Source organism: Ruegeria sp. ANG-R, from assembly GCF_000813985.1.
In the GTDB taxonomy this organism is placed as follows: domain Bacteria; phylum Pseudomonadota; class Alphaproteobacteria; order Rhodobacterales; family Rhodobacteraceae; genus Ruegeria.
On sequence record NZ_JWLJ01000012.1, the window covers coordinates 62,363 to 84,565 of the forward strand.

Sequence of the window (22,203 nt, forward strand, 5' to 3'; positions counted from 1 at the left end):
ATGAGGCGAGGCTTAATGCCCCAACGCGCCCATTTGCTGCGGCAGGTACAGAACCACGATGGGCACAAGCACGATCAGCGCGAGGCGGAAGATATCGGCGACCCAGAATGGGGTAACGCCACGAAAGATGGTGCCAGTCGAAACGTCCCCCACCACACCTTTCAGGATGAAGACGTTCAGGCCCACGGGCGGCGTGATCAGAGAGATTTCGGTGACAACCACAACAACGATGCCGAACCAGATCGGGTCATAGCCGAGCGATGTGACCAGCGGGAAGAAGATCGGGACCGTCAGCAACAGCATCGAGAGGGATTCGAAGACGCAACCCAGAATGATGTAAATGCCAAGGATCATCAGGATCACTACAAAGGGTGACACATCGTAGGCCGTGACCAGTGCGATCAGAGCCTCAGGCAGGCCCGCCAGATTTATGAAGTTCGAGAAAATCTGCGCGCCGATCAGCACCGCGAACAGCGCCGAGGCAGTAAAACAGGTCTCTTTCAGCACCTCGAAGGTTGAGCCAACGGTCAGGCCACCCCGAAACAGGGCGATCAGGAACGCTCCGGCGGCGCCCATGCCCGCAGCCTCGGTGGGGGAGAAGGTTAGGTTTAGCGGCTCAAAGTCGAACGCTCCGTAAAGTCCGCCTATCACCAGAAAGAACAGCAGCAGCACAGCCCAGACCGAACCCAGCGCGCGAATGCGTTCAGACCAGCTGGCGCGTTCCCCGGCGGGCCCGGCCTCGGGGGTGCGCCAGACAGTCCAGCGCACGGCGAAGAGATAGAAGAGAATGCCCAAAATGCCGGGGATGATACCGGCCATGAACAGTTTCCCGATCGAGGTTTCGGTGAGCAGCCCATAGATGACGAGAATGACCGAGGGCGGTATCAGGATGCCCAGCGTGCCACCTGCGGCAATCGAGGCTGTCGAGAGCTCATCGGAATAGCCATATCGACGCATTTCCGGCATGGCGACCTTTGACATGGTCGCGGCTGTGGCCAGTGACGATCCGCAGATAGCCGAGAAACCACCGCAGGCTGCAACGGTCGCCATGGCGATGCCGCCCCGCATATGCCCCAGAAAGGCGTTGGAAACCGCATAAAGCTCGCGCGCCATGCCGCCTTTGTTCACGAATAATCCCATCAGAATGAACAGCGGCACCACCGACAAACCATAGTCCTGCGCGGTGTCGGTGATCTGGCGGCCCACCATGGACATCGCAGCCTTCAGCCCACGCTCGTCAAAGATCGAGCCGCCGCGTTCGTAGGCAAAACCCAGTGTACCGACAAGGCCCATGGCGAAGACAATGGGCAGGCGCAGCAGCACCAGAATCAAGACAATCGCAAATCCGATCAGCGCTGCGGTCATTACATAGGCTCCGACAGAGAATTGGGGGCAAAGGCTTTGAGCAGGCCGGTCGCTATCATCACCAGCGCCGTTACGGCGACGGAAAGCGTGATGAACCAGCCGATCAGATATGTCGGGATCGAGAGGTATTCGGTGACGTCTCCGTAATCCCTTGCGCGTTCAGCGAGAATCCAGACGCGCTGAACCGGCCAGAACAGCATGACGCCACTGGCCAGATAAATCACGACATCCCGGGCACGCGACAGATGCAGGCGATGGAAAATACCGTCAGTCAGGTCAACCGCGATATGGCCGTTTGTCGTGGAAATGATGGGCAGGACAGAGAATACCAGAATGGCCATCAAAATGCGGGTCAATTCAGTCGCCGCCTCAATCGGGGCATTGAAAACCGAGCGCAGAATGACGTCACAAAAGGTCATCACCATGAGGATAAACAAAGCGATACTGGCCACGATCACCGGAAGGATACTCGCGCGGCGAACAAACTGAATGAAGGGGGACATCGGCACCTCTTACAGGGCAATGGTACCGGGGCGGCTCGGGGACCGCCCCGCTATCGGATCAGTTCGACGACATTTCCGACTTGATCATGTCATAGGCCGCCTGAGCATCAACACCCGCCGCGTCAACCTCGGCAATGACCTTGCCACGGACATCTTCGGCAATGGCCGAGAATTTCTCCATGTCCGCGTCGCTGGCCGCATTGATGGTATTGCCCTCGGTGGCTTCGGTCGCCTCGCGACCAGTGGCATCGATTTCGTCCCAGATTTTACCGATTTCACGGCTGAGAGGTTCACCAAACACGTTTTCTTCCAATGCCGCCTGCAGGTCTTCGGGCAGATCGGCGAAAGTATCTTCATTCATGATGAAGGCAAAGGAACCCCGATACAGGCCGCCGGGCATTTCATAGACGTTCTGTGCCACTTCGGTCAGTTTGAAACCCTTGCGGGATTCCAGCGGCATGACAACCCCGTCTGCGGCCTTTGAGGCAAGCGTCTCATAGACTTTCGGAGCAGGAACCTGAATGCCGGTTGCGCCAAGCGCTGCGCCGACGTCACCGCCGACACCACCCGGGATGCGAACCTTAAGGCCCGCGACGTCGTCAAGCGAGGTGACAGGGCTACTGGAATGCAACTGCGCGGGACCATGTGTGTGCAGTGCGATGACCTTTACGCCACGATGCTCATCCGCTGCCTTCAGATGCTCGTCATAGGCGCGCCAGTAGGCCACCGAGGCGTCCTCGGCAGAGCCTTCGTAGCCGGGAAGCTCGATCAGTTTGGTGGTGACAAAACGCCCGGGCTGATAGCCGTGAAAGATGATCGAGGCATCCGCCGCGCCATCCATGATCAGGTCCATTTGCGCAGGTGGCGGTGCGATGCCCAGCTTAAGCTCGGCTGTGACCTGCCCATCGGTGGCCTCTTCAACCATCTCGACGAATTTGGGCCACATCTTCGCATTGATGCCGTGGGTGGGCGGCGCCCAGCTTGAGATTGTCAGGGTATAATCGGCCGCAAAAGCGATGGTGCCGGACACCGCCAGCGTCGCCGAGGCCAGCAGGGTGGTAAGCTTGGTGAATTTCATGACCGGGTCTCCTCCTCAAAAGCGCAAGTCGTGAATGTGTTAATGGTACGTTTTGTAACTATCAACGATGAGCAGGTCCGGGCAACGAGTTGACTAAGGCGCTTATCTGATCGTCGAGTCACAAAGGGCTGTAGAATTTATTGACCAACCGTTCGGTTTATGCAAGATATTTATTGTAACTTATGCAAAGCGAACTGGGTATGTCTGATACGATTATTTCGCAGAATCACGGTCAATGGGTGGAAATCACATTAAACCGCCCCGATCGTTTGAATAGCTTTACCGACGAGATGCACTTTGCTCTGCGGTCTGCACTGGAGGCCGCGCGCGACGGTGGTGCCCGAGCCGTGCTGTTAACTGGTGCGGGGAGAGGGTTTTGTGCCGGGCAGGATTTAGGTGACCGCAATCCAGCCACGATGGAAGGACCACCTGATCTGGGTTATACGGTCCGTGCCTTTTATGCCCCCTTGGTGCGCCTGATCCGGTCACTGAATTTTCCGGTTGTTTGCGCCGTAAACGGTGTTGCCGCCGGGGCTGGCGCAAATCTCGCACTGGCTTGTGACGTGGTGCTTGCTGCCGAATCCGCCAAGTTCATCCAATCGTTTTCGAAGGTCGGCCTGATTCCCGACACCGGTGGAAGCTGGCATTTACCGCATCTCCTGGGCGAAGCACGGGCGAAGGGTCTGGCGCTGACAGGTCAGCCATTACCGGCGCAACAAGCCGCGGACTGGGGCATGATCTGGAAGGCTCTGCCCGATGCCGATCTGATGTCCGAGGCGCGTGCCCTGACAGAGCAGTTTGCCAATGGGCCAACACTGGGCCTGGGGCTTACCAAGCAGACCATTCAGGCCGCTACCGTGAATTCCCTGACCGACCATCTGGAGGTCGAGGCGGACGCAATGAAAACCTGTGGGCAAAGCGCGGATTACGCCGAAGGCGTGACCGCGTTTCTGGAAAAGCGCGCCCCCGTTTTTCGAGGTGAATGAAATGACACCGAAAGATCGTGCGGAAAAAGCGGCAACCACGATGTGGGGACGGGACAATGCCTCGAAATGGGCGGGGATGAAGCTAGTCGAGGTGAACGAAGGGACCGCGACGCTTGAGCTGCAGGTTACCGATCACCATTGCAACGGGCACGGCATCTGCCACGGAGGGGTGACTTTTATGCTGGCGGACAGCGCCTTTGCGTTTGCCTGCAACAGCCGCAACCAGTCTACCGTCGCGCAGCACAACGTGATCAGTTATGTCGCGCCCGCCCGGGCTGGCGATCTGCTGACCGCCCGAGCCAGCGAACAAAGCCTGACCGGGCGCAGCGGTATCTATGATGTCACCGTAACCAATCAGACCGGCCAGAAGATCGCCGAGTTTCGCGGGTTTTCCCGCGCGGTCAAAGGCCCGGTTTTCGATGAGACCTGATATGAGGGAGAGAGCATGAAGGATCTTACTCCGAACAAGGCGGATCTTGATCCGATTGAGATCGCCTCGATCGATGAAATTCGGACACTCCAACTGGACCGTTTGAAATGGTCGCTACGTCACGCATATGACAATGTGCCAATGTATCGCGAACGCTGCGATCAGGCAGGGGTACACCCGGATGACCTGCAAAGCCTCAGCGATCTCGCCCGTTTCCCGTTCACTTACAAGAACGACCTGCGCGATAACTATCCGTTTGGTTTGTTTGCTGTATCGCGTGACCAAATCGTGCGCGTTCATGCCTCATCAGGAACCACTGGCAAGCCAACTGTCGTTGGTTACACGCAAGGCGATATTGATACCTGGGCCGATCTGGTGGCGCGATCCCTGCGCGCCAGCGGGCTACGGCGCGGTGATATGGTACACAACGCCTACGGCTACGGCCTCTTCACCGGTGGGCTTGGCGCGCATTACGGGATTGAGCGCCTTGGGGCGACGGTTGTACCGATGAGCGGTGGACAGACGGCAAAACAGGTCGATCTGATCACTGACTTCAAACCCGATGGCATCATGGTCACGCCATCCTATATGCTCAACATTCTTGAGCAATATCATAAAGTTGGTCTCGATCCACGCGAATGCTCGTTGTCTGTGGGCGTCTTCGGCGCCGAACCCTGGACGGATTCGATGCGGGCCGAGGTCGAACAGGCCTTCGACATGCACGCGGTCGATATCTATGGTCTGTCCGAGATCATGGGTCCCGGTGTGGCCAACGAATGCGTTGAAACCAAAGACGGTCCGGTGATCTGGGAGGATCACTTCTACCCGGAAATCATCAACCCCGAAACCGGCGAGGTCCTGCCGGATGGCGAGATGGGGGAGCTGGTCTTCACGACGCTGACCAAAGAAGGCCTGCCGATGATCCGGTACCGGACCCGCGATCTGACCCGTCTGTTGCCGGGCACCGCACGCTCGATGCGGCGGATGGAGAAGATCACGGGCCGTTCGGATGACATGATCATCCTGCGGGGCGTCAATGTCTTTCCCAGCCAGATCGAGGAACAGGTTCTGGCCACCGGTGGCCTTGCGCCCTATTACCAGATCGAACTGTATCGTTCGGGTCGTATGGATGCGATGCGCATCCATGTTGAAGCAACGCCCGGCGCGGCAGATGAGCTGAGTAAAACCGCCGCAGCGCGGATGTTGTCACGCCGGATCAAAGAGGTCGTTGGCATCTCGACCGAGATCGATATAGGCGACCCCGGTGAAGTCGAACGCAGTCAGGGCAAGGCCCGCCGTGTGATCGACAATCGAAGCGAGTAAGTCAGAACGGAGAGCAAGGGTTTGGCTCGTACGATAGCAAAAGACTACGATCATAAGCGCGCCCGCATCCTGAAATCGGCGGCGCGCGTGTTTGCACGGGAAGGGTTCGACCGGGCCTCGATGTCGCAACTGGCGCGCGAGTGCGGAATATCGAAGGCTAATATCTATCACTATTATGATAGCAAGGATGCCATTCTGTTCGACATGCTCGACAGCTATCTGCGGCAACTGCGCGATTTGATTTGCGGGCTGGATCTACAAAACCTCAGCCCCGCCGAGCGTCTGCGCCGGGTCGTGCACGAGATTCTGATGGCCTATCATGGCGTGGATGACGAACACCGGGTGCAGACCAGTGGTATGTCTGCCCTGCCGGAGGATCAGCAGAAATTGCTGCGCGGTTATCAGCGGGATATGGTGGAGTTTCTTAGTGAGATCATTGCTGACGCTGCCCCCGAAACTTTCCGTGAGGATGCAACCAAGCTGCGCGCAACGACGATGTCAGTCTTTGGGATGCTGAACTGGTTCTACATGTGGAACGCCGGTGCGGACGCCGAAGCGCGTGGCGACTATGCGGCGCTTGTCAGCGATCTGACTCTGTCTGGCGTTGCCGGGCTCTGACCGCCGTTTGGCAGAAAATTGATTTGGAGAATTCAACGCAATTGGGTTCAATAGCTGCAGGAGGACTGCAATGCAAAACCCGGAGCGTTTCGAAAAGTTCTATTTCGCCAAAGTGGGCATGGGCGAAGCCTGCGGCTGCGCCGAACGCATTATCGACGTTTTCGAGTTTAATCGAAAAGGCGGCGCGCAATCGAAACAGGCGTTGAAGCAAGATAAGCGCAAACGCAGGTCATTCCGTTCTTGGGCAATGAAATATGGCCTGATCAGCCGTAAGCGCCAAAACTGAAGGCTTAAGGCGCTTTCAGCCCTAATTTTTGGATCAGTTCGGTTGCCTGGGTGGACCAGCTATCTTTCATCTCTGTTCCGGTTTGCTTTCGCAATCCCATCTTGCGTAAGGCTTCGGTTTTTTCAGCGCCTCCAGTTCCAAAGCTTGCCGCAACGCGTGGCCACCAGTAATCGATCGAAGATTGCATTTGCGCTGCCTTGCCCAGCTCAATCAGCTTGACCGCACCTTCCATAGCAAGTTCGCCATGGCGCGCTTCAATAGGCATGATGTCGCGAAAAGCTTCGGCAAGCGGCTGGTAAGAAACTTGCGAGAATTCGGCCAGTTGAACCGCGACGGCCTGACTCATCAGCAAATTCATAACAACGGCGTCTTCCCAGCCTTCAATCGGATAATTGAATACCGCAAGACGCATATCGTGCTCGGACCGGGTGGCGCCGATGTCGGCGTTGCGATCCAGTCGGGTGGTCCAGGGATGGTGTGTTGCATAGCGATCGGTGTCGGCGCCGAATTCGCCCATGATCTTCAGCACACGGTCGGCATTGTCCGTTTTTTCCAGAACGATTTTTGCGGCGGCAATGCGCTCCTTGATACCCGGCCCCTGGTTGATGATGTCGGCAAATCCCGCCGCCCCTGCCAACTCGCTGTCGACAAAAGTCGCCATCAGCTTCATGAGCTCAGCACGATAACGCGGCGGTACGTTTGTTGGGTTGGTCAGTACCCCACCTGCTGCGAGATAGCTATCGAGTGTCATATCTTCGGCCATTGGTTTTCCCTCCCCCTACTGGTCGTAGTCGACGACGACAGTGTCGGTCAGTGGATAGGCCTGGCAGCTCAGCACATAACCTTTCTCGACCTCGTAATCCTCAAGCGCATGGTTGGCGACCATCTCAACATCGCCTTCAATCACGCGGCAGCGGCAAGTTGAACAGACCCCGGCCTTACAGGCGTAAGGCGCGTCCATCGCATTTTCCAGCGCGGCATCGAGGATTGATTGATCCTTGGGCATCGTAATGGTCTGCGTAGCGCCATCCATTGTGATCGATGCTTTGGTCTGGTTGGCCTGAGACGCAGTACCTGCATCGCTGACCTTGCGCTTGGCTCGACCCGGTTGAGCACTTGCGAACAGTTCGAACTTGATCTGCCCATCGTCCAGCCCGTGGGCGCGCAGAGCGGCAGCGATGCCCAACATCATCGGTTCGGGTCCGCAGATGAAGGCGGTGTCGACGTTCTGGATGTCAATCCAGTGCTCAAACAGCTGAGCGCACTTATCCTGAGTCACCAGACCGGTAAACAGCTCGATCTCCTGCGCGTCGGTTTCCAGAATGTGGATCACGTTCAGGCGACCCATATAGAGGTTCTTCAGGTCCTCCAGCTCCTCACGGAACATGATCGTATTCACGCCTTTGTTGGCATAGACCAGTGTGAAACGTGAATGCGGCTCACGCGCCAAGGTTGTCTTGAGGATAGATAACACCGGTGTGATGCCTGACCCGCCAGCGAAGCCCAGATACTGCTTTTCCGCAGAAGGGTCTATTGCGGTGTGGAAGCTTCCCATCGGCGGCATCGCCTGCACGACATCACCAACTTGCAGGTCCGTATTTGCCCACGTCGAGAATGCGCCGCCATCGACGCGTTTGATACCGACCTGAAGGATACCTTCATCTTTGCCTGCGCAGATCGAATAAGACCGGCGCAGTTCTTCGCCATCGAAATCACGCCGGAACGTGAGATACTGGCCTTGGGTGAAATCGAATTCTTCAGCCGCGCCGTTTTGCGGCTTCAGGGTCACCACCACCGCATCGCGGATGGTTTTGTGAATGTCGGTGACCTCAAGATCGTGAAATCGTGCCATCCGGTGCTCCTCCTCAGATGCACTTGAAATAATCAAACGGTTCCAGACAGTCCGTGCAGCGCCAATGCGCCTTGCACGGGGTCGAGCCAAACTGACTGACCTTTTCAACCGCCTTGCTGCCGCAGCGCGGACAGCGTTCAGGGCCGCCTGCGGGTTGTGGTGGGGCAATGCCAAACTCTTCCAGTTTCGCGCGGCCTTTGCCACTCAGCCAATCGGTCGTCCAGGCGGGCGAGATGCTGGTTTCTATTCGAACATCTTCGATCCCGTGGTCGCGCAAGGCGGTCTCGATATCCATGCTAATGACCGAGGTGGCTGGGCAGCCGGAATAGGTTGGCGTCACGGTGACCTTCAATGTCTCGGCATCCCACCGCACATCTCGTACAATGCCCAGATCCACCACCGAGATCACAGGGATCTCGGGGTCGGGCACGGCATCCAGCCAGGCCCAGATCTGATCTGTCGAGGCGCGTGGCATTTGGCGTTACCAGCTTGCGCCGGGGTAAGCGCGTTGCAACCACTGCATTTGTGTCAGCAGGTGCCCCAGATGCTCGGTATGCATCCGTCCATCGCGCCCACCTTTGTGCGCGAAACGGCTATCTGGGATGCTCAACGTGGCCTCGGTCAGCACCCGCGTGATCAAAGCATCATATTCTTCGCGCAGATCAGCGGGGTTGGGGGCAATCCCGGCCGCCGCCATCTCAGTATCGACTTCGTCGCTGACAAACATCTCGCCGACATAGGGCCAGAGGTAGTCCAGAGCTTCTTGCATCCGGGCGTGGCTTTCCTCGGTCCCGTCGCCAAGCCCTACGACCGTGTCGCTTGAACGTTCAAGATGATAGGTAACCTCTTTGCTGGCTTTGACAGCGATGGCTGCCACTTGTTCGTCAGAGGATTTCATCAGACGGCCCAGCATGATCGAGTGCCACGCATCAAAGAGGAACTGTCGCATAAGAGTACGACCGAAATCGTCATTCGGAACTTCGACTAGCAATACATTGCGAAAATCCCAAGCGTCGCGCAGGAAGGCCAACTCGTCGGCGCTTTTTCCGCCGTCAATCTCACCCGCGAGACCCAGCCACATCTGTGTCTGACCAATCAGATCCAGTGCGGTATTGGCCAGGGCAATGTCCTCTTCCAACACCGGAGCATGACCGCACCACTCGCTCACGCGATGACCGAGGATCAGCGTGTTGTCTCCCATCCGCAGCAGGAACTGCGAAAATGCCTCGTCGCGGGTCATCACATCGCCCCCACTTCATCGGGAATGTCGAAGAAAGTCGGATGGCGATACACCTTGCTTTCGCTCGGCTCATACAGCGGACCTTTTTCGCTCGGCGACGAAGCCGAGATATTGTTGGCTTCGACGACCCAGATCGAAACACCTTCGTTACGACGGGTGTAGACATCCCGTGCATTCTTGATCGCCATTTCCGCGTCAGGGGCGTGCAGCGAGCCTACGTGACGGTGGCTCATGCCATGCTGACCGCGGATAAAGATTTCCCACAGGGGCCATTCGTTGTTCATCGGGTTTCCTCCTCAGGGTGGGCTTATTCAGCGGCCATCTGTTTTGCGCGTTTCTTGCGGGCATGGGCCAGCAGGCCATCACGGACCCATTTGCCGTCGTCCCAAGCCTTGTTGCGCGCAGCCAGACGATCGACGTTGCAGGGACCATTGCCTTTGATCACATCAAAGAACTCGGACCAGTCCGGGTCGGTGTAATCGTAGTGTCCCCGTTCTTCGTTCCACTTCAGGTCCGGGTCGGGGATGCTCAGACCCAGATATTCGGCCTGCGGCACGGTCTGATCCACGAATTTCTGGCGCAACTCATCATTGGTGTTGATTTTTATCTTCCACGCCATGGATTGCGCCGAATGCACGCTGTCCTTGTCTGAAGGACCAAACATCATCAGCGACGGGTACCACAATCGGTTCATCGCATCCTGAGCCATCTTGCGTTGTTCCGGCGTGCCTTCGGCCATCTTGCGGATCGCGTCATAGCCCTGCCGCTGGTGAAAGCTTTCTTCCTTGCAGATCCGGATCATGGCGCGCGAGTAAGGGCCAAATGAGGTTCGCTGAAGTGGCACCTGATTCATGATCGCGGCCCCATCAACCAGCCAACCGACTGCGCCAATGTCCGCCCAGTTCAGCGTCGGATAATTGAAGATCGACGAATACTTCATTCGACCGTCCAACAGCATCTCGGTGATTTCATCGCGGCTGACACCCAGCGTCTCGGCCGCGCAATACAAGTACAGGCCATGTCCGGCCTCATCCTGTACCTTTGCCAGCAGGATTGCCTTGCGTTCCAATGTCGGTGCGCGAGTGATCCAATTCCCCTCGGGCAGCTGGCCGACAATCTCGGAATGCGCGTGCTGGCCGATCTGGCGGATCAGGGTTGCGCGGTAGTCATCCGGCATCCAGTCCTTGGGCTCGATCTTGATATCGGCGTCGATCTTGTCCTGAAAGGCGCGCTCCTGCTCTGTCATTTCCTCGCGGGGTTTCACGCCGGTTCCAGCGGATTTTACCATCTGAGCGTACATGACGGGTCTCCTCCCTTACACGCGTTCAAGAATAAGTGCGGCGCCCTGGCCCACTCCGACACACATGGTGCAGAGCGCATATCGCCCACCAGTGCGCCGCAACTGATAGGCGGCTGTCATGACCAGTCTCGCACCGCTCATCCCAAGCGGGTGGCCAATCGCGATTGCGCCGCCGTTTGGATTCACATGAGGTGCATCATCAGCCACACCCAATTCACGTAGAGTGGCAAGGCCTTGCGAGGCAAAAGCCTCATTCAACTCTATCACATCCATCTGTTCGATGCTTAACCCTGCGCGAGCCAGAACCTTACGGCTGGCCGGAACCGGGCCAATCCCCATCACGCGCGGTTCGACGCCCGCGACCGACATCCCAACCACACGCGCAATCGGCGTCAGGCTGTTCCTGACAGCCGATGCTTCGTTGGCCATCAAAATTGCGGCTGCGCCATCATTTACACCCGAGGCATTCCCGGCGGTGACGGTTTTTTCAGCGCCATTGATCCCCTTAAGGCCGGCAAGCTTCTCTGCGGTCGTTCCGGGGCGTGGGTGTTCATCCGTGTCGATGACAATCGGATCGCCTTTGCGCTGAGGAATGGTGACCGGGGTGATCTCCTCCTGAAACACCCCGGCCTGGTGCGCCGCGGCCCAGCGGGCCTGGCTGCGTTCGGCAAACGCATCCTGATCGGTGCGGTTGATACCGTAAGCTTCCGCGACGTTATCTGCCGTTTGGGGCATGGAGTCGATACCAAATTCCTGCTTCATCTTCGGGTTCACGAACCGCCAGCCAATCGTGGTGTCGTAAACGGCGTTTGCGCGTGAAAAGGCGGATGTTGCCTTGGGCATCACGAAAGGTGCGCGCGACATGCTTTCAACACCTCCCGCGATCGCCATGTCATAATCCCCAGCTCTTATGGCACGGGCAGCCATGCCGACCGCATCCATGCCTGAAGCGCACAGCCGATTGATCGTTGTGCCCGGGACATCCATCGGCAAACCCGCCAGCAGCGCCGCCATCCGCGCCACGTTGCGATTGCTTTCGCCTGCCTGATTGGCATCGCCATAGATCACGTCATCCAAACTGGACCAGTCCACCTGTGGATTTCTCGCGACCAGCGCAGCAATTGGTATTGCGGCCAGATCATCTGTGCGTACCTGGCTCAGGCCACCGCCATATCGTCCGATGGGCGTACGCTGGGCATCGCAGATAAAGGCGTCCATGGGTCGAACACTCCGAATTTGATGTCACATTATTAAGTGACCGATAGGTCGGTTAATACGCGCCGCATCGATTCGCGGCAAGATAAATGTTACTTCAGTTTCCATATCTGGATATTTTGGTAACGAATTGTCTTGGTGCTCGGAATAAATCCGCAAGGCGTGTACGTTTGACAAAATTGGGCACAATCACGCTCTAGGGTCAGGTTTCATCACCAATAGATGATGGTTGCAGCGGGGGCGATTGCAGAGAGGAAGACCCTGGGCAGTGATCATGACGTGTCGCCACGCGTCTCCAATCCTTGAGCCTGCCAAGCATGATCTCGATGCGGTTGCGTCGTTTGTGGCGGCGCTTGTCATACGTCGCGGAAATGTTGCGTTGCTCTCGACCAGGGGTGCAGGCGCGTGTCCCTTTGGTTTTCAACGCATCTCGGAACCAGTCGGCATCGTAACCACGATCCTCGGGCAACCAGTCCACATTTGGTATGCTGCCGAGCAGGGTCCGAGCGGCGACTTGCCCGGTAGTGAAAAAGGCTGAGCGGCCGCCCTTGTCGGTTACCGGCAGCACGCGGTTTGGCTCTCATGCCACCCTAGGTTCGACCAATCAGGCGGCCACGTCCCCTTTGTCGCAGCCATACTGGTTGCCGCGAGATGCGCCTTTAGGTGGGGCGCGTCGATCACCACGGGCTTTTCCTTGTCGTGTCCGGCTGCCGGGCCGACCATCATCCGAGCGAAGATAGCTTTCTCGCTTCAACGCTTCCATTGGTTATAAAGCGTCTTGTGCGGTCCGTATTCCGTGGGGGCGTCACGTCACCGCACCCATTGCAATTAAATAATATAATACCGCTCAGCCCCCTTTTGTCATCGGCGCATGGCTTGCCATACGACTGCGGGAAGAAAACGAAAAGCTCGGCCATCTGCTCGGCGGTTGGCCAGAAAAGGTCGCTCATGATGTACGCCTTAAACTCAGAGGCTTGAACCATCTTGCCAAGGCAACAACCGGATTGGTGGGCTAGAAGCTAGGCAGAAAACTGTCGCCTTTTGGCTGCGCGGATTTCGCGGGCTTGCTGCTCTTGACCTACGCGGAAAGATGATTCGACGAAGTCCATATGGCGCCGGGCGGCGGTTTCGGCGTGATCCGGGTCGCCGTCGATGATGGCCTGGGCAATTTCCTTGTGCTGTTCCAGTAGCGCCTCGCCGGTGCCATCCATGGCCCGCAGGAACCGCCGGTTGTAGAACACGCCCTGACGCGTGAGATCGTAAATCGAGGCCATCATGTGGATGAGGGTTGTGTTCTGGCTGGCATCGGCGACTGCGGCGTGCAGCCGAAAGTCAGCCTCCTCGCTGGCGTCCTGATCATCCTCTTCCCAGGCTTTTTGCATGTCACCGATGATTTCCGCGATACGTTCCTTATCGGATTGTGTAGCGCGTTGCGCTGCCAGGCGGCTGGCAAAGGCTTCCTGTTCGCGCCGGTACTCGAGATAATCGTAGAATGCGCTGCCGTGGCGCGCATAAAGCGACAGCAGGGCAGGGGACATGGCCCGTCCGGTCAAGGCGGCGATAAATGTCCCTTCGCCATGACGCACGGTGACCAGGCCGCGGTTTTCCAGAGTCTGAAGCGCTTCGCGCAGCTTTGGGCGCGAGACGCCCAAGGCGTCGGCAAGGTCCCTCTCAGACGGAATTTTGCGACCCTCTTTCAATATCCCGTCGACAATCATCGTCTCGATTTGCGCGACGACCGCATCCGCGATTGATTCGTGACCTACGGGATCAAAGAGGCTGTTCTTGCTCATAGTTCCTGACCGGCAGTTAAAAAGAGGACCATGGTGGTTGTATATAATATTTACCACCGGGCGTATGTATTGCAAGAGAAACTACCCAAAAATACGGATGCCGCCTGTGCCTATAAGTATTTGTTTCTATTGTATCCGTCAAAATAGTTAAGAAAATAAATCCAAAATTTCGGGAACCGCGCGCCGTTCTGGCTCACTGCTAGTTATGTCTAGTGGTAGATAAATTTGTTGACTGAATCATATGGTAAAGAATATTTACCACTGAAGCCGTTCAAGCGGTGAGAGTGACAGCCGGACCATTGGCTGATCTGTACCTTGGAGGAGAATTCATGAAGACGACCCTGACCTCGATTGCCGTCGCGGCCTCGTTGCTGGCAGCGCCGGTTGCCCACGCCGCAGACAAGATGCTGCTGAAAACCCCGATCGCGTTTTCAACCGCGCTGCCGGGCCTCGGCTCGCCGATCCCGCGCGTGGCCGAGCAGCTGGACCTGATGTCCGGTGGCACGCTGAAGATGAAGGTTTATGAGCCCGGCAAGCTGGTCCCGCCGTTTGAAATTCTGGATGCGGTGTCTTCGGGCAAGATCAACTCGGGCTACACCACTGCCGGATACTGGGCGGGTAAGATTCCGGCTGCACCGTTGTTCTCGGCCGTTCCGTTTGGCCCCGAGGCGGGCGAATACATGGCGTGGTTGTACTATGGCAACGGCATGAGCCTGTATCAGGAGATGTATGATCAGGCTGGTTTCAACGTCCATGTCATCCCCTGTGCGATCATAGCCCCCGAAACTTCAGGCTGGTTCGCGACCGAGATCAACAGCCCCGAAGATCTGAACGGCCTGAAGATGCGCTTCTTCGGTTTGGGCGGCGAAGTGATGCAGAAGCTGGGTGTGGCCACCTCGCTGCTGCCCGGTGGCGAAATCTTCCCGGCGCTGGAGAAAGGCGCGATTGACGCGACCGAATTCTCGATGCCTGCCATCGACGCACGTTTGGGCTTCCACAAGCTGGTCAAGTACAATTACTTCCCCGGCTGGCACCAGCAAGCGACAGTGTTTGAGCTGATGATCAACAAGGACGTCTGGAACGAAGCCAGCGACCAGCACAAGGCGATCATCGAAAACGCCTGTAAGGCGTCGATGGCCGACAGCTTTGCCGAAGGTGAGGCGATCCAGCACGCGGCCCTGCTGGACAACGTCGAAAACAATGGCGTCCAGATCAAGCAGTGGAACGACGAGATGCTGTCAACCTTCCGCGCGACCTGGGAAGAGGTTGCTGCTGAACAGGCCGCCAATGACGAATTCTTCGCGAAGGTTCTGGCCGACATGACTGAGTTCCGCGATGGCTACGCTGTCTGGAAAGAGAACGCGTTCCTCCCTCGCAAGTAATTTAACCGCTTGCGATTGTCTGAGGGCGGCTTCCTTCCGCTGCCCTCAGACCTTTTGATTTTCTTCCTTTTCCAATCGTTTTCCGGGCGCATTCACGTCCCCATCGCCTAATTCTCGAGGAGGAGACCATGGCCGAGACAAAGCGTCATCAGGACGACCCGATTGAAGTCTATGAAAGCATCCTTGAGCATGGCGAACCCGACCGCCAGAAACTGGCCGTTGCCATCGATAATGGCGTCAAAGCGGTGGGCCATGTGGTCATGTGGGCAAATCTGCTGCTCGTCGCGGCCATCGTGTCGCAAGTGGCGATGCGCTATCTGCTGAACCAGAACTATCCCAAGCTGGACGAGATTCAGTGGCATTTCTACGGTCTGGTGACGATGATCGGCATCTCGTATGCGCTGGTCACCGACAGTCATGTGCGGGTGGACCTGCTGCATATGCAGCTCAGCCAGCGGGCGCGGCGGATTATCGAGATCATCGGGATCTTCACCCTTCTGGTGCCTTTCATCTATCTGATGATCGATCAGGGCTACGACTATTTCTACGAAAGCTGGAGGGTCAATGAATCCTCGGACAGCCCGACTGGCTTGCCTGCGCGTTGGGCCCTGAAAGGCGTGATCCCGGCGAGCTTTATCCTGCTGGCTCTGGCTGCAGGCGCGCGGCTGATCCATGACGTCCACGCCTTGTTCATGAATCTGGATGAAGAGCGTCAGGGCAAGGGCCTGCGTCTGATCATCTGGGCCTTGCTTGCCTTTGCCGTAGTGGCGACGGCGCTGACCTTCCTTGTCGAAACGACCGAGGAGAAGCTGGTCATCGCCATGTTCCTGACCTTCATCGCACTGCTCTTCACCGGATTCCCGGTGGCCTGGACGCTGGCAGGTGTTGGCGTGGCCTATTGCGGGTTGGCCTATCTGTTCGACAACGGCCTGATGAACTGGACCGGACTTGAGGAAACGCTGACCGGGCTGGACTATCTGACGCTGGGAGCGGTGGTGAACCGGGTCTATGCCACCATGTCCAACGCGGTGCTGGTGGCCCTGCCGATGTTTATCTTCATGGGCCTGATGCTGGACGAATCCGGTGTGGCCGAGCGTCTGATGACCTCGATGCAGCGCCTGTTCGGGACGGTGCGCGGCGGGTTGGCCATTACCGTGACGATGATCGGCATCATTCTGGCCGCCTCGACCGGCATCATCGGAGCCTCGGTGGTGCTGCTGGGCGTGCTGTCGCTGCCCTCGATGATGGAGCAGAAATACAGCCCCTCGCTGGCCGCTGGTGTGGTCAGTGCGTCAGGCACGCTGGGCATCCTGATCCCGCCGTCGATCATGCTGGTGATCATGGCCGACCAAATGGCGCTGTCGGTCGGCGATCTGTTCATGGCAGCGGTCTTCCCCGGCGTGATCATCGGCGCGCTCTACCTGACCTATATCTTCGTGATCGCCCTGATCAAACGCGACGTGGCCCCGGTGCCCGAGGGCGCAAAGCGTCCCGACTGGGCTGCTGTCAAAGACGTGCTGATCGCTGTGCTGCCGACGCTGGCGCTGATCCTCGCGGTGCTGGGTTCGATCTTCGCGGGCCTGACCACGCCGACCGAAGCCTCAGGCGTGGGCGCGCTGGGCGCGACCCTGCTGGCGCTGGGATATCGCAAGTTGACGCTGGCCAAGCTGGTGAACGTGCTGAAAGCCACGTTCAATACCACCGCCTATATCTTCGCGATCTTCCTCGGCGCGACCGTGTTCTCATACGTCCTGCGGGAGCTGGGTGGAGACGCACTGATCGAAGAGATGATCCAGGGCACGGGTTTCGGCCCGAATGGCACCGTCTTCATGATCCTGTTCATAGTCTTCCTGCTGGGCTTCGTGCTGGACTGGATTGAGATCACGCTGATCGTCCTACCCCTGATGCGCCCCATCGTGAACGGGCTGGGTTTGGATATCGAAGGCTTTGGCGTCATCGATGAGCCTGCGCTGGTGTGGTTCGTGATTCTTGTGGCGGTGACGTTGCAGACCTCGTTCCTGACACCCCCGGTGGGTTTCGCGCTATTCTACCTGAAAGGGGTCTGCCCGCCCGCGATCAAGCTGACTGATATCTACAAAGGTATCATTCCGTTCGTGATCCTGCAGTTGACCGGTCTGTTCTTCGTCTTCCTCTGGCCGCAACTGGCGACCTGGCTTCCTTCGGTCGCGTATTAACGGAGGGCTGAGTGATGACCGATGCCGATCTGATCAAGCGTCTTCAAGCGATTTGCGGGCGGCGTCGGGTGCTGACCTCGGCCCGCAGCACCCGGCGGTTTCGCCGGGGGTTCAGATCGGGTGAAGGTGATGCGCTGGCGGTGGCGCAACCCGCCACGCTGCTGGAGCAATGGCGGGTGTTGCAGGCGTGTGTCGAGGCCGACAAGATCGTGATCATGCAAGCCGCCAATACCGGTTTGACCGAGGGTTCGACGCCCAAGGGCAGCTATGACCGCGATGTGGTGCTGATCAACACGCGCCGTATGGACAGCTTGCATCTGATCAATGACGGCAAGCAGGTGATCAGTTTTCCGGGCAGCACATTGTTCGCGTTGGAAAAGCTACTGGCCCCGATTGGCCGCCAGCCGCATTCGGTCATTGGATCTTCCTGCATCGGCGCCTCGGTTGTGGGCGGCGTGTGCAACAATTCGGGCGGCTCGCTGGTTGAACGCGGCCCGTCCTATACCGAACTGTCGGTCTATGCCCGTATCACCCGGGAGGGGCAGCTTGAGCTGGTCAACCATCTGGGAATACATCTGGGCGATACCCCCGAAGAAATCCTGACGCGCCTACAGGAAGGCGATTTCAGCGATGCAGATGTCGAAACTGACAATCGCAAGGCCTCGGACACTGATTACGCCCGACGCGTGCGCAATGTTGACGCCGACACCCCGGCGCGTTTCAACGCGGACAAGTCTCGATTGTACGAGGCCGCCGGATGTGCCGGAAAACTCGCCGTTTTTGCCGTGCGGTTGGACACCTACGCCAAGAACGAAACCGAACATACTTTCTATGTCGGAGCGAAGGATACCGGGGCGCTAACAGAGCTGCGCCGTCACATCCTTTCGGATTTCAAGACGCTACCGGTCAGTGCCGAATACATGCATGAGGAGGTGTTCGACATCTCAGACCGTTACGGCAAAGACACGATGGTCATGATCGACAAGCTGGGCACCGATCGTTTGCCCACTTTCTTTGCACTAAAAGGCGCGGTGGATGCTCGGTTGGAAGGTATACCGGGCTTGTCGAATTTTACCGACCGCTTCATGCAGTTCGCGATGCGGTTCTGGCCCGATATCCTGCCGGGTCGGATGCGCGCTTTTCGGCATCGTTATCCGCATCACCTGATCCTCAAGATGCGCGATGGCGGAATAGACGAAGCGCGTGCGTTGCTCGATATGATGACGGCGGATGGAAAGCTGGATTTCTTCGAATGCGACCCGCGTGAGGCCAAGATTGCCGGGCTACATCGTTTTGCCGCCGCGGGGGCCGCCATCCGCTATATGAAGGTTCACGCAACCGAAGTGGAAGATATCATTGCTCTGGATATCGCGCTGCGCCGCAATGATACGGACTGGTTCGAGGAATTGCCTTCTGAGATCGCGGATCAACTGGTCAGCAAGCTCTACTATGGGCACTTCATGTGCCATGTCCTGCATCAGGATTACATCGTCAAGAAGGGGGCCGACCCCAAAGCGTTGAAATCCGCGATGTTAGAACTGTTGGATAAGCGCGGTGCCGAATATCCGGCAGAGCACAATGTTGGCCATCTCTATGCCGCCAAACCCGATCTGGCTGCGTTCTACAAGTCGGTCGATCCGACAAACAGCATGAACCCGGGCATCGGAAAGATGTCCCGGAACAAGCATTATTCGTGAAACGGGGCGCGGTCGATCCGCGCCCTTTTTGCCTTACTTGAAGCTCCGGCTGTCCTTGATCTGATCCCAGGCCCAGACGACCTCTTGCAGCTGTTCCTCCTGAGACCGGTCGCCACCGTTCATATCGGGGTGCAGCACCTTGATCAGCTTTTTGTATGCTTTGCGAATCTCGGCCTTTGACCAGCTATCCTGCGCTTCGAGAATCTCGATCGCGCGACGTTCAGTCGGGGGCAGGCGGCGGCCACCGGTATTGGCGCGGCCGGGATTCTTGGTTGCGTTTTCTCCGAGCACCTGGTGCGGGTCCTCGATACCCAGACGGGCCCAGGCGCGGGCCTCGGGGTCGCCCATGGGCTTGGTCTCGCGCTCCCATACTTTATCTTTCGAGCGCTGGGCGTTCAGCTCAGCCTCGGTGGTGCCGTCGAAGAAATTCCATTTCTGGTTATACTCGCGCACATGCTGCTGGCAGAACCAGAAGAAATCATCCAGCACATCCGGGGCCTTGGGCGCGCGGAACTTGCCGGCCTCTTCACAGCCCTCATGATCACAGATTCGCACCGAGGTTTCGGACGCGCCGGACATGCCCCGGCGTCCGCGCGGTTTCTTTTTCTTGGCGGTGGATACGGACATATCGAACCCGAAGGGATCTGATTTTACCATCTGCTCATCCTTACGAACGCATCTTTTCGACTCGGAGGCAGCAGTTTAATCTAAGCAGCCGAAAGTAGAAGAGGGGGACGGCAATTAATTTGCCGATAAGCATAAAAGTGAACGTGACCGAGGAAATCCGAAATCGCCTGCAAACGGCATTTAACCCACGTGAGCTGGACGTGGTCGATGACAGTGAAAGCCATCGTGGCCATGCCGGATACCGCGAAGGAGGCGAAAGTCACTTCAATATCCGCATTCGGGCAGCGGCATTCGAGGGGCAATCCCGGGTCGCCCGCCATCGCGCGGTCCATTCGGCGCTGGGCGATATAGTGCCGCGAATCCATGCGCTGGCGTTGGACATCGACGTATGACTGCTCTGGTGCCGGGTTTGTGCGTGCTTCACCGGTTGGCCTGACCCGTGCTGACGCCTCGATGCAGGCGTGTGCATGAGCCGTAACCGCGAAGCGTTGCGAGTTGCGCCCTCCTCAGCAAGAACAGATCGGAGTATGCTGGGTATGGTGCTGGCCTTCTCTTTATGTGGGTTGTTGATTCGAGACTGTTCGTTTCTGTTCTTGGGGTTGATCATCTTCGTGGGTGTGATCGCGATCCTGACACCGCTTTTTGTCGCATATATCCTTCGGACCATCATCGGCTTCAGGGCGAACTTGCATTGCGCCAATAGGTGGAACTGGCCGAACGCAAACTGGCTCGCGCGGGGGAGCAAGGCCCGGCCCCGACCGCCGACACCGACCTCAGGGTCGAATACGCCGATCGAAAGGCTTTTGCCCTCAGCTGTTATGAAGTTGACGAGTTTGACGGTCACACACCGCGCATACTTCAGCCGGATCATTCCGGGCAGGGGCCTGCTCCACTGTCGGACAAGATCTAACCGAAACGCGCAGTGTGCAGCGATAATTCCGCGATTCTGGTCAGTAGCTACTTTGATGACGCCGAAACCCTGACACTTGCCGAAATCCCTATTGTCGCGCAAGAACCATTGGAGATTAGAACTCTTGCGAGATTTGTTCGGTGTCTGGTCAGCTAGGTGATCTTTACATTTCTTAACATCTCTTCACAGACTTTAATCTCGATCAAATCCTCACAACACAACTGTCCCTTATGGTTCGCCGTGCCGGTCCCTGGCCACAGGGCGAGACCGGACCAGCGAAAAAGGGGGCTTTCAAATGATGACCAAAGCCAGAATATGGGTCTCGGCACTATCGACAGTTTCGCTGTTGACGATTTGCGCTGCGGTACCGGTTCACCGGGCCCAGGCAGAGCAGCCAGGTTCGGTAAAAGCCATAGAGTTTGATCCCGCCAAGGCAGCCCTGGGCAAACGACTTTTCTTTGATCCGAGATTGTCCGGCGACACGGAATTGTCCTGCGCCAGCTGCCACCAACCGGGAAACGGGTTCACCGACGGGCAGGCCCTGTCGGATGCCTATGCGGGCAGCCTGCATTTCCGCAACGTGCCGACGCTGATCAACAGCGCCAAGCGCGCCGCGTGGTTTCACGACGGGCGCATCGGCACAAACCTCAACGACGTGACCCGCGAAAGCATCACCGAGACCTATTCCATGAACATGGACATGCGTCTGATGCAGGAACGTATCAAGCAGGACCCGGTCTATGTCGAGATGTTCGAAGCCGCCGGATTTGGCGAGCCTTCGAATGGCGGTGTCCGCAACGCGATCCCGGAATATCTGAAAACGCTGATCTCGCGCGGTGCGGCATTTGACACCGGAGAGATGTCGGATGACGCCAAAGCGGGCTACGAACTGTTTAACGCCAGCGGCTGCAACTCCTGCCATTCGGGTGAGCGGTTTACGGATGATCTGCCGCATAATGTCGGCGTTGGCGACAACCCCGATATCTGGGCGGAGCCGGAACGTCATATCACCTTTGTGACCATGATGAAGTTCCTAGGCGTCGAGAATTATATGAATCTGCGCGCCGATCCGGGGGCGTACATCCGCACTCATACCGCCGACACATTCGGTTCCTTCCTGACCCCTACGCTGCGCGAGCTGACCTATACCGCGCCGTATATGCACAACGGCACGCTGGAAACGCTCGAAGATGTGGTGGCCTTCTACAATGCCGGTGGTGGGGAGGACGCAAACAAGGACCCGCGCATCAAGCCACTGAACCTATCCGAGACGGAGCAGGTTCAGCTGGTTGCCTTCCTCAAAGCCCTGTCCGGCGAGCCGCTGATCGGTCCTGACTTCGTCGCCGAGGAAATCGATACGGACTATGCGCCGATCAAGAACTGGCGCGAAACGACAAACTGAG

At 57.6% G+C, this 22,203-nt stretch carries 23 protein-coding genes and 1 pseudogene; 11 read left to right on the forward strand and 13 right to left on the reverse strand.

Going from position 1 to position 22,203, the window contains the following annotated elements; all coding sequences use genetic code 11:
- Positions 1–12: 12 nt before the first annotated feature.
- From RA27_RS20675 to RA27_RS20685, 3 genes are read right to left on the reverse strand one after another with little or no spacing between them, the layout of a single operon-like run.
- Positions 13–1,365: a TRAP transporter large permease gene (locus RA27_RS20675; RefSeq protein WP_039543394.1), complete on the reverse strand. Its 1,353-nt coding sequence runs from the start codon at positions 1,363–1,365 to the stop codon at positions 13–15.
- Positions 1,365–1,868, reverse strand: a complete 504-nt coding sequence (locus tag RA27_RS20680) for a TRAP transporter small permease subunit (RefSeq protein ID WP_039543397.1) — start codon at positions 1,866–1,868, stop codon at positions 1,365–1,367. The genes RA27_RS20675 and RA27_RS20680 overlap by 1 nt, the downstream gene beginning before the upstream one ends.
- A gap of 58 nt (positions 1,869–1,926) precedes the next feature.
- Positions 1,927–2,946, reverse strand: coding sequence for a TRAP transporter substrate-binding protein (locus tag RA27_RS20685; RefSeq protein WP_039543398.1), 1,020 nt, complete (start codon positions 2,944–2,946; stop codon positions 1,927–1,929).
- 200 nt (positions 2,947–3,146) lie between these two features.
- On the opposite strand from RA27_RS20685, the gene paaG reads away from it, so the two are divergent.
- From paaG to RA27_RS20710, 5 genes are all read left to right on the forward strand, one after another.
- Positions 3,147–3,932 carry a 2-(1,2-epoxy-1,2-dihydrophenyl)acetyl-CoA isomerase PaaG gene (gene paaG, locus RA27_RS20690; protein WP_039543546.1) on the forward strand — a complete coding sequence of 262 codons (786 nt, stop codon included), beginning with the start codon at positions 3,147–3,149 and terminating at the stop codon, positions 3,930–3,932.
- 1 nt (position 3,933) lies between these two features.
- Positions 3,934–4,362, forward strand: coding sequence for a hydroxyphenylacetyl-CoA thioesterase PaaI (paaI, locus tag RA27_RS20695; protein WP_039543400.1), 429 nt, complete (start codon positions 3,934–3,936; stop codon positions 4,360–4,362).
- Between the two features lie 15 nt (positions 4,363–4,377).
- Positions 4,378–5,685, forward strand: a complete 1,308-nt coding sequence (paaK, locus tag RA27_RS20700; RefSeq protein WP_039543401.1) for a phenylacetate--CoA ligase PaaK — start codon at positions 4,378–4,380, stop codon at positions 5,683–5,685.
- Positions 5,686–5,706: 21 nt separating this feature from the next.
- Entirely contained in the window at positions 5,707–6,303 is a 597-nt protein-coding gene (locus RA27_RS20705) for a TetR/AcrR family transcriptional regulator (RefSeq protein WP_039543403.1), read from the forward strand.
- Positions 6,304–6,373: 70 nt separating this feature from the next.
- Positions 6,374–6,589, forward strand: coding sequence for a hypothetical protein (locus RA27_RS20710; protein WP_039543404.1), 216 nt, complete (start codon positions 6,374–6,376; stop codon positions 6,587–6,589).
- A 4-nt stretch (positions 6,590–6,593) separates the two neighbouring features.
- Here the strand turns inward: RA27_RS20710 and RA27_RS20715 are convergent, their stop codons facing one another.
- From RA27_RS20715 to RA27_RS20760, 9 genes and pseudogenes are all read right to left on the reverse strand, one after another.
- A complete protein-coding gene (locus tag RA27_RS20715) occupies positions 6,594–7,352 on the reverse strand; it encodes a Phenylacetic acid catabolic protein (RefSeq protein ID WP_039543407.1) in 759 nt (252 codons plus the stop codon).
- Between the two features lie 15 nt (positions 7,353–7,367).
- Positions 7,368–8,441 carry a 1,2-phenylacetyl-CoA epoxidase subunit PaaE gene (gene paaE, locus RA27_RS20720; RefSeq protein WP_039543408.1) on the reverse strand — a complete coding sequence of 358 codons (1,074 nt, stop codon included), beginning with the start codon at positions 8,439–8,441 and terminating at the stop codon, positions 7,368–7,370.
- A gap of 13 nt (positions 8,442–8,454) precedes the next feature.
- Positions 8,455–8,916 (reverse strand): 1,2-phenylacetyl-CoA epoxidase subunit PaaD, encoded by a 462-nt coding sequence (gene paaD, locus RA27_RS20725; RefSeq protein WP_039543412.1) that lies wholly within the window; start codon positions 8,914–8,916, stop codon positions 8,455–8,457.
- A gap of 6 nt (positions 8,917–8,922) precedes the next feature.
- Positions 8,923–9,681 carry a 1,2-phenylacetyl-CoA epoxidase subunit PaaC gene (gene paaC, locus RA27_RS20730; RefSeq protein WP_039543414.1) on the reverse strand — a complete coding sequence of 253 codons (759 nt, stop codon included), beginning with the start codon at positions 9,679–9,681 and terminating at the stop codon, positions 8,923–8,925.
- Positions 9,681–9,965, reverse strand: a complete 285-nt coding sequence (gene paaB, locus RA27_RS20735; protein WP_039543416.1) for a 1,2-phenylacetyl-CoA epoxidase subunit PaaB — start codon at positions 9,963–9,965, stop codon at positions 9,681–9,683. The genes paaC and paaB overlap by 1 nt, the downstream gene beginning before the upstream one ends.
- A gap of 23 nt (positions 9,966–9,988) precedes the next feature.
- The gene (gene paaA / locus RA27_RS20740; RefSeq protein WP_039543419.1) at positions 9,989–10,981 is read right to left on the reverse strand and encodes a 1,2-phenylacetyl-CoA epoxidase subunit PaaA; all 993 of its coding nucleotides are present in this window, start codon (positions 10,979–10,981) and stop codon (positions 9,989–9,991) included.
- Positions 10,982–10,996: 15 nt separating this feature from the next.
- A complete protein-coding gene (gene pcaF / locus RA27_RS20745; RefSeq protein WP_039543422.1) occupies positions 10,997–12,199 on the reverse strand; it encodes a 3-oxoadipyl-CoA thiolase in 1,203 nt (400 codons plus the stop codon).
- Between the two features lie 209 nt (positions 12,200–12,408).
- Positions 12,409–13,146, reverse strand: a pseudogene (locus RA27_RS23835) (IS5 family transposase).
- Between the two features lie 69 nt (positions 13,147–13,215).
- The gene (locus RA27_RS20760) at positions 13,216–13,989 is read right to left on the reverse strand and encodes a FadR/GntR family transcriptional regulator (RefSeq protein WP_039543424.1); all 774 of its coding nucleotides are present in this window, start codon (positions 13,987–13,989) and stop codon (positions 13,216–13,218) included.
- Positions 13,990–14,318: 329 nt separating this feature from the next.
- Here RA27_RS20760 and RA27_RS20765 point away from each other — a divergent pair, with 329 nt between their 5' ends.
- The 3 genes from RA27_RS20765 (at position 14,319) to dld (ending at position 19,263) form a co-directional block, all read left to right on the forward strand.
- The gene (locus RA27_RS20765; protein ID WP_039543427.1) at positions 14,319–15,371 is read left to right on the forward strand and encodes a TRAP transporter substrate-binding protein; all 1,053 of its coding nucleotides are present in this window, start codon (positions 14,319–14,321) and stop codon (positions 15,369–15,371) included.
- Positions 15,372–15,499: 128 nt separating this feature from the next.
- Complete coding sequence (locus tag RA27_RS20770) at positions 15,500–17,566, forward strand: TRAP transporter large permease subunit (protein WP_039543429.1); 2,067 nt, start codon at positions 15,500–15,502, stop codon at positions 17,564–17,566.
- 14 nt (positions 17,567–17,580) lie between these two features.
- Complete coding sequence (dld, locus tag RA27_RS20775) at positions 17,581–19,263, forward strand: D-lactate dehydrogenase (RefSeq protein WP_039543432.1); 1,683 nt, start codon at positions 17,581–17,583, stop codon at positions 19,261–19,263.
- A gap of 33 nt (positions 19,264–19,296) precedes the next feature.
- Here dld and RA27_RS20780 read toward each other — a convergent pair whose 3' ends face one another.
- On the reverse strand, positions 19,297–19,920 hold the full coding sequence (locus RA27_RS20780) for a DnaJ domain-containing protein (protein ID WP_039543434.1): 624 nt from the start codon (positions 19,918–19,920) through the stop codon (positions 19,297–19,299).
- 107 nt (positions 19,921–20,027) lie between these two features.
- Between RA27_RS20780 and RA27_RS23840 the strand changes: the two genes are divergently transcribed.
- The 3 genes from RA27_RS23840 to RA27_RS20790 all read left to right on the forward strand — a co-directional run bounded on the left by RA27_RS23840 (position 20,028) and on the right by RA27_RS20790 (position 22,202).
- A complete protein-coding gene (locus RA27_RS23840; protein WP_082025218.1) occupies positions 20,028–20,282 on the forward strand; it encodes a BolA family protein in 255 nt (84 codons plus the stop codon).
- Between the two features lie 311 nt (positions 20,283–20,593).
- Positions 20,594–20,800: a hypothetical protein gene (locus RA27_RS23845; protein ID WP_082025219.1), complete on the forward strand. Its 207-nt coding sequence runs from the start codon at positions 20,594–20,596 to the stop codon at positions 20,798–20,800.
- A 295-nt stretch (positions 20,801–21,095) separates the two neighbouring features.
- The gene (locus tag RA27_RS20790) at positions 21,096–22,202 is read left to right on the forward strand and encodes a cytochrome c peroxidase (RefSeq protein WP_241484121.1); all 1,107 of its coding nucleotides are present in this window, start codon (positions 21,096–21,098) and stop codon (positions 22,200–22,202) included.
- The last annotated feature ends 1 nt before the right edge of the window (position 22,203 follow it).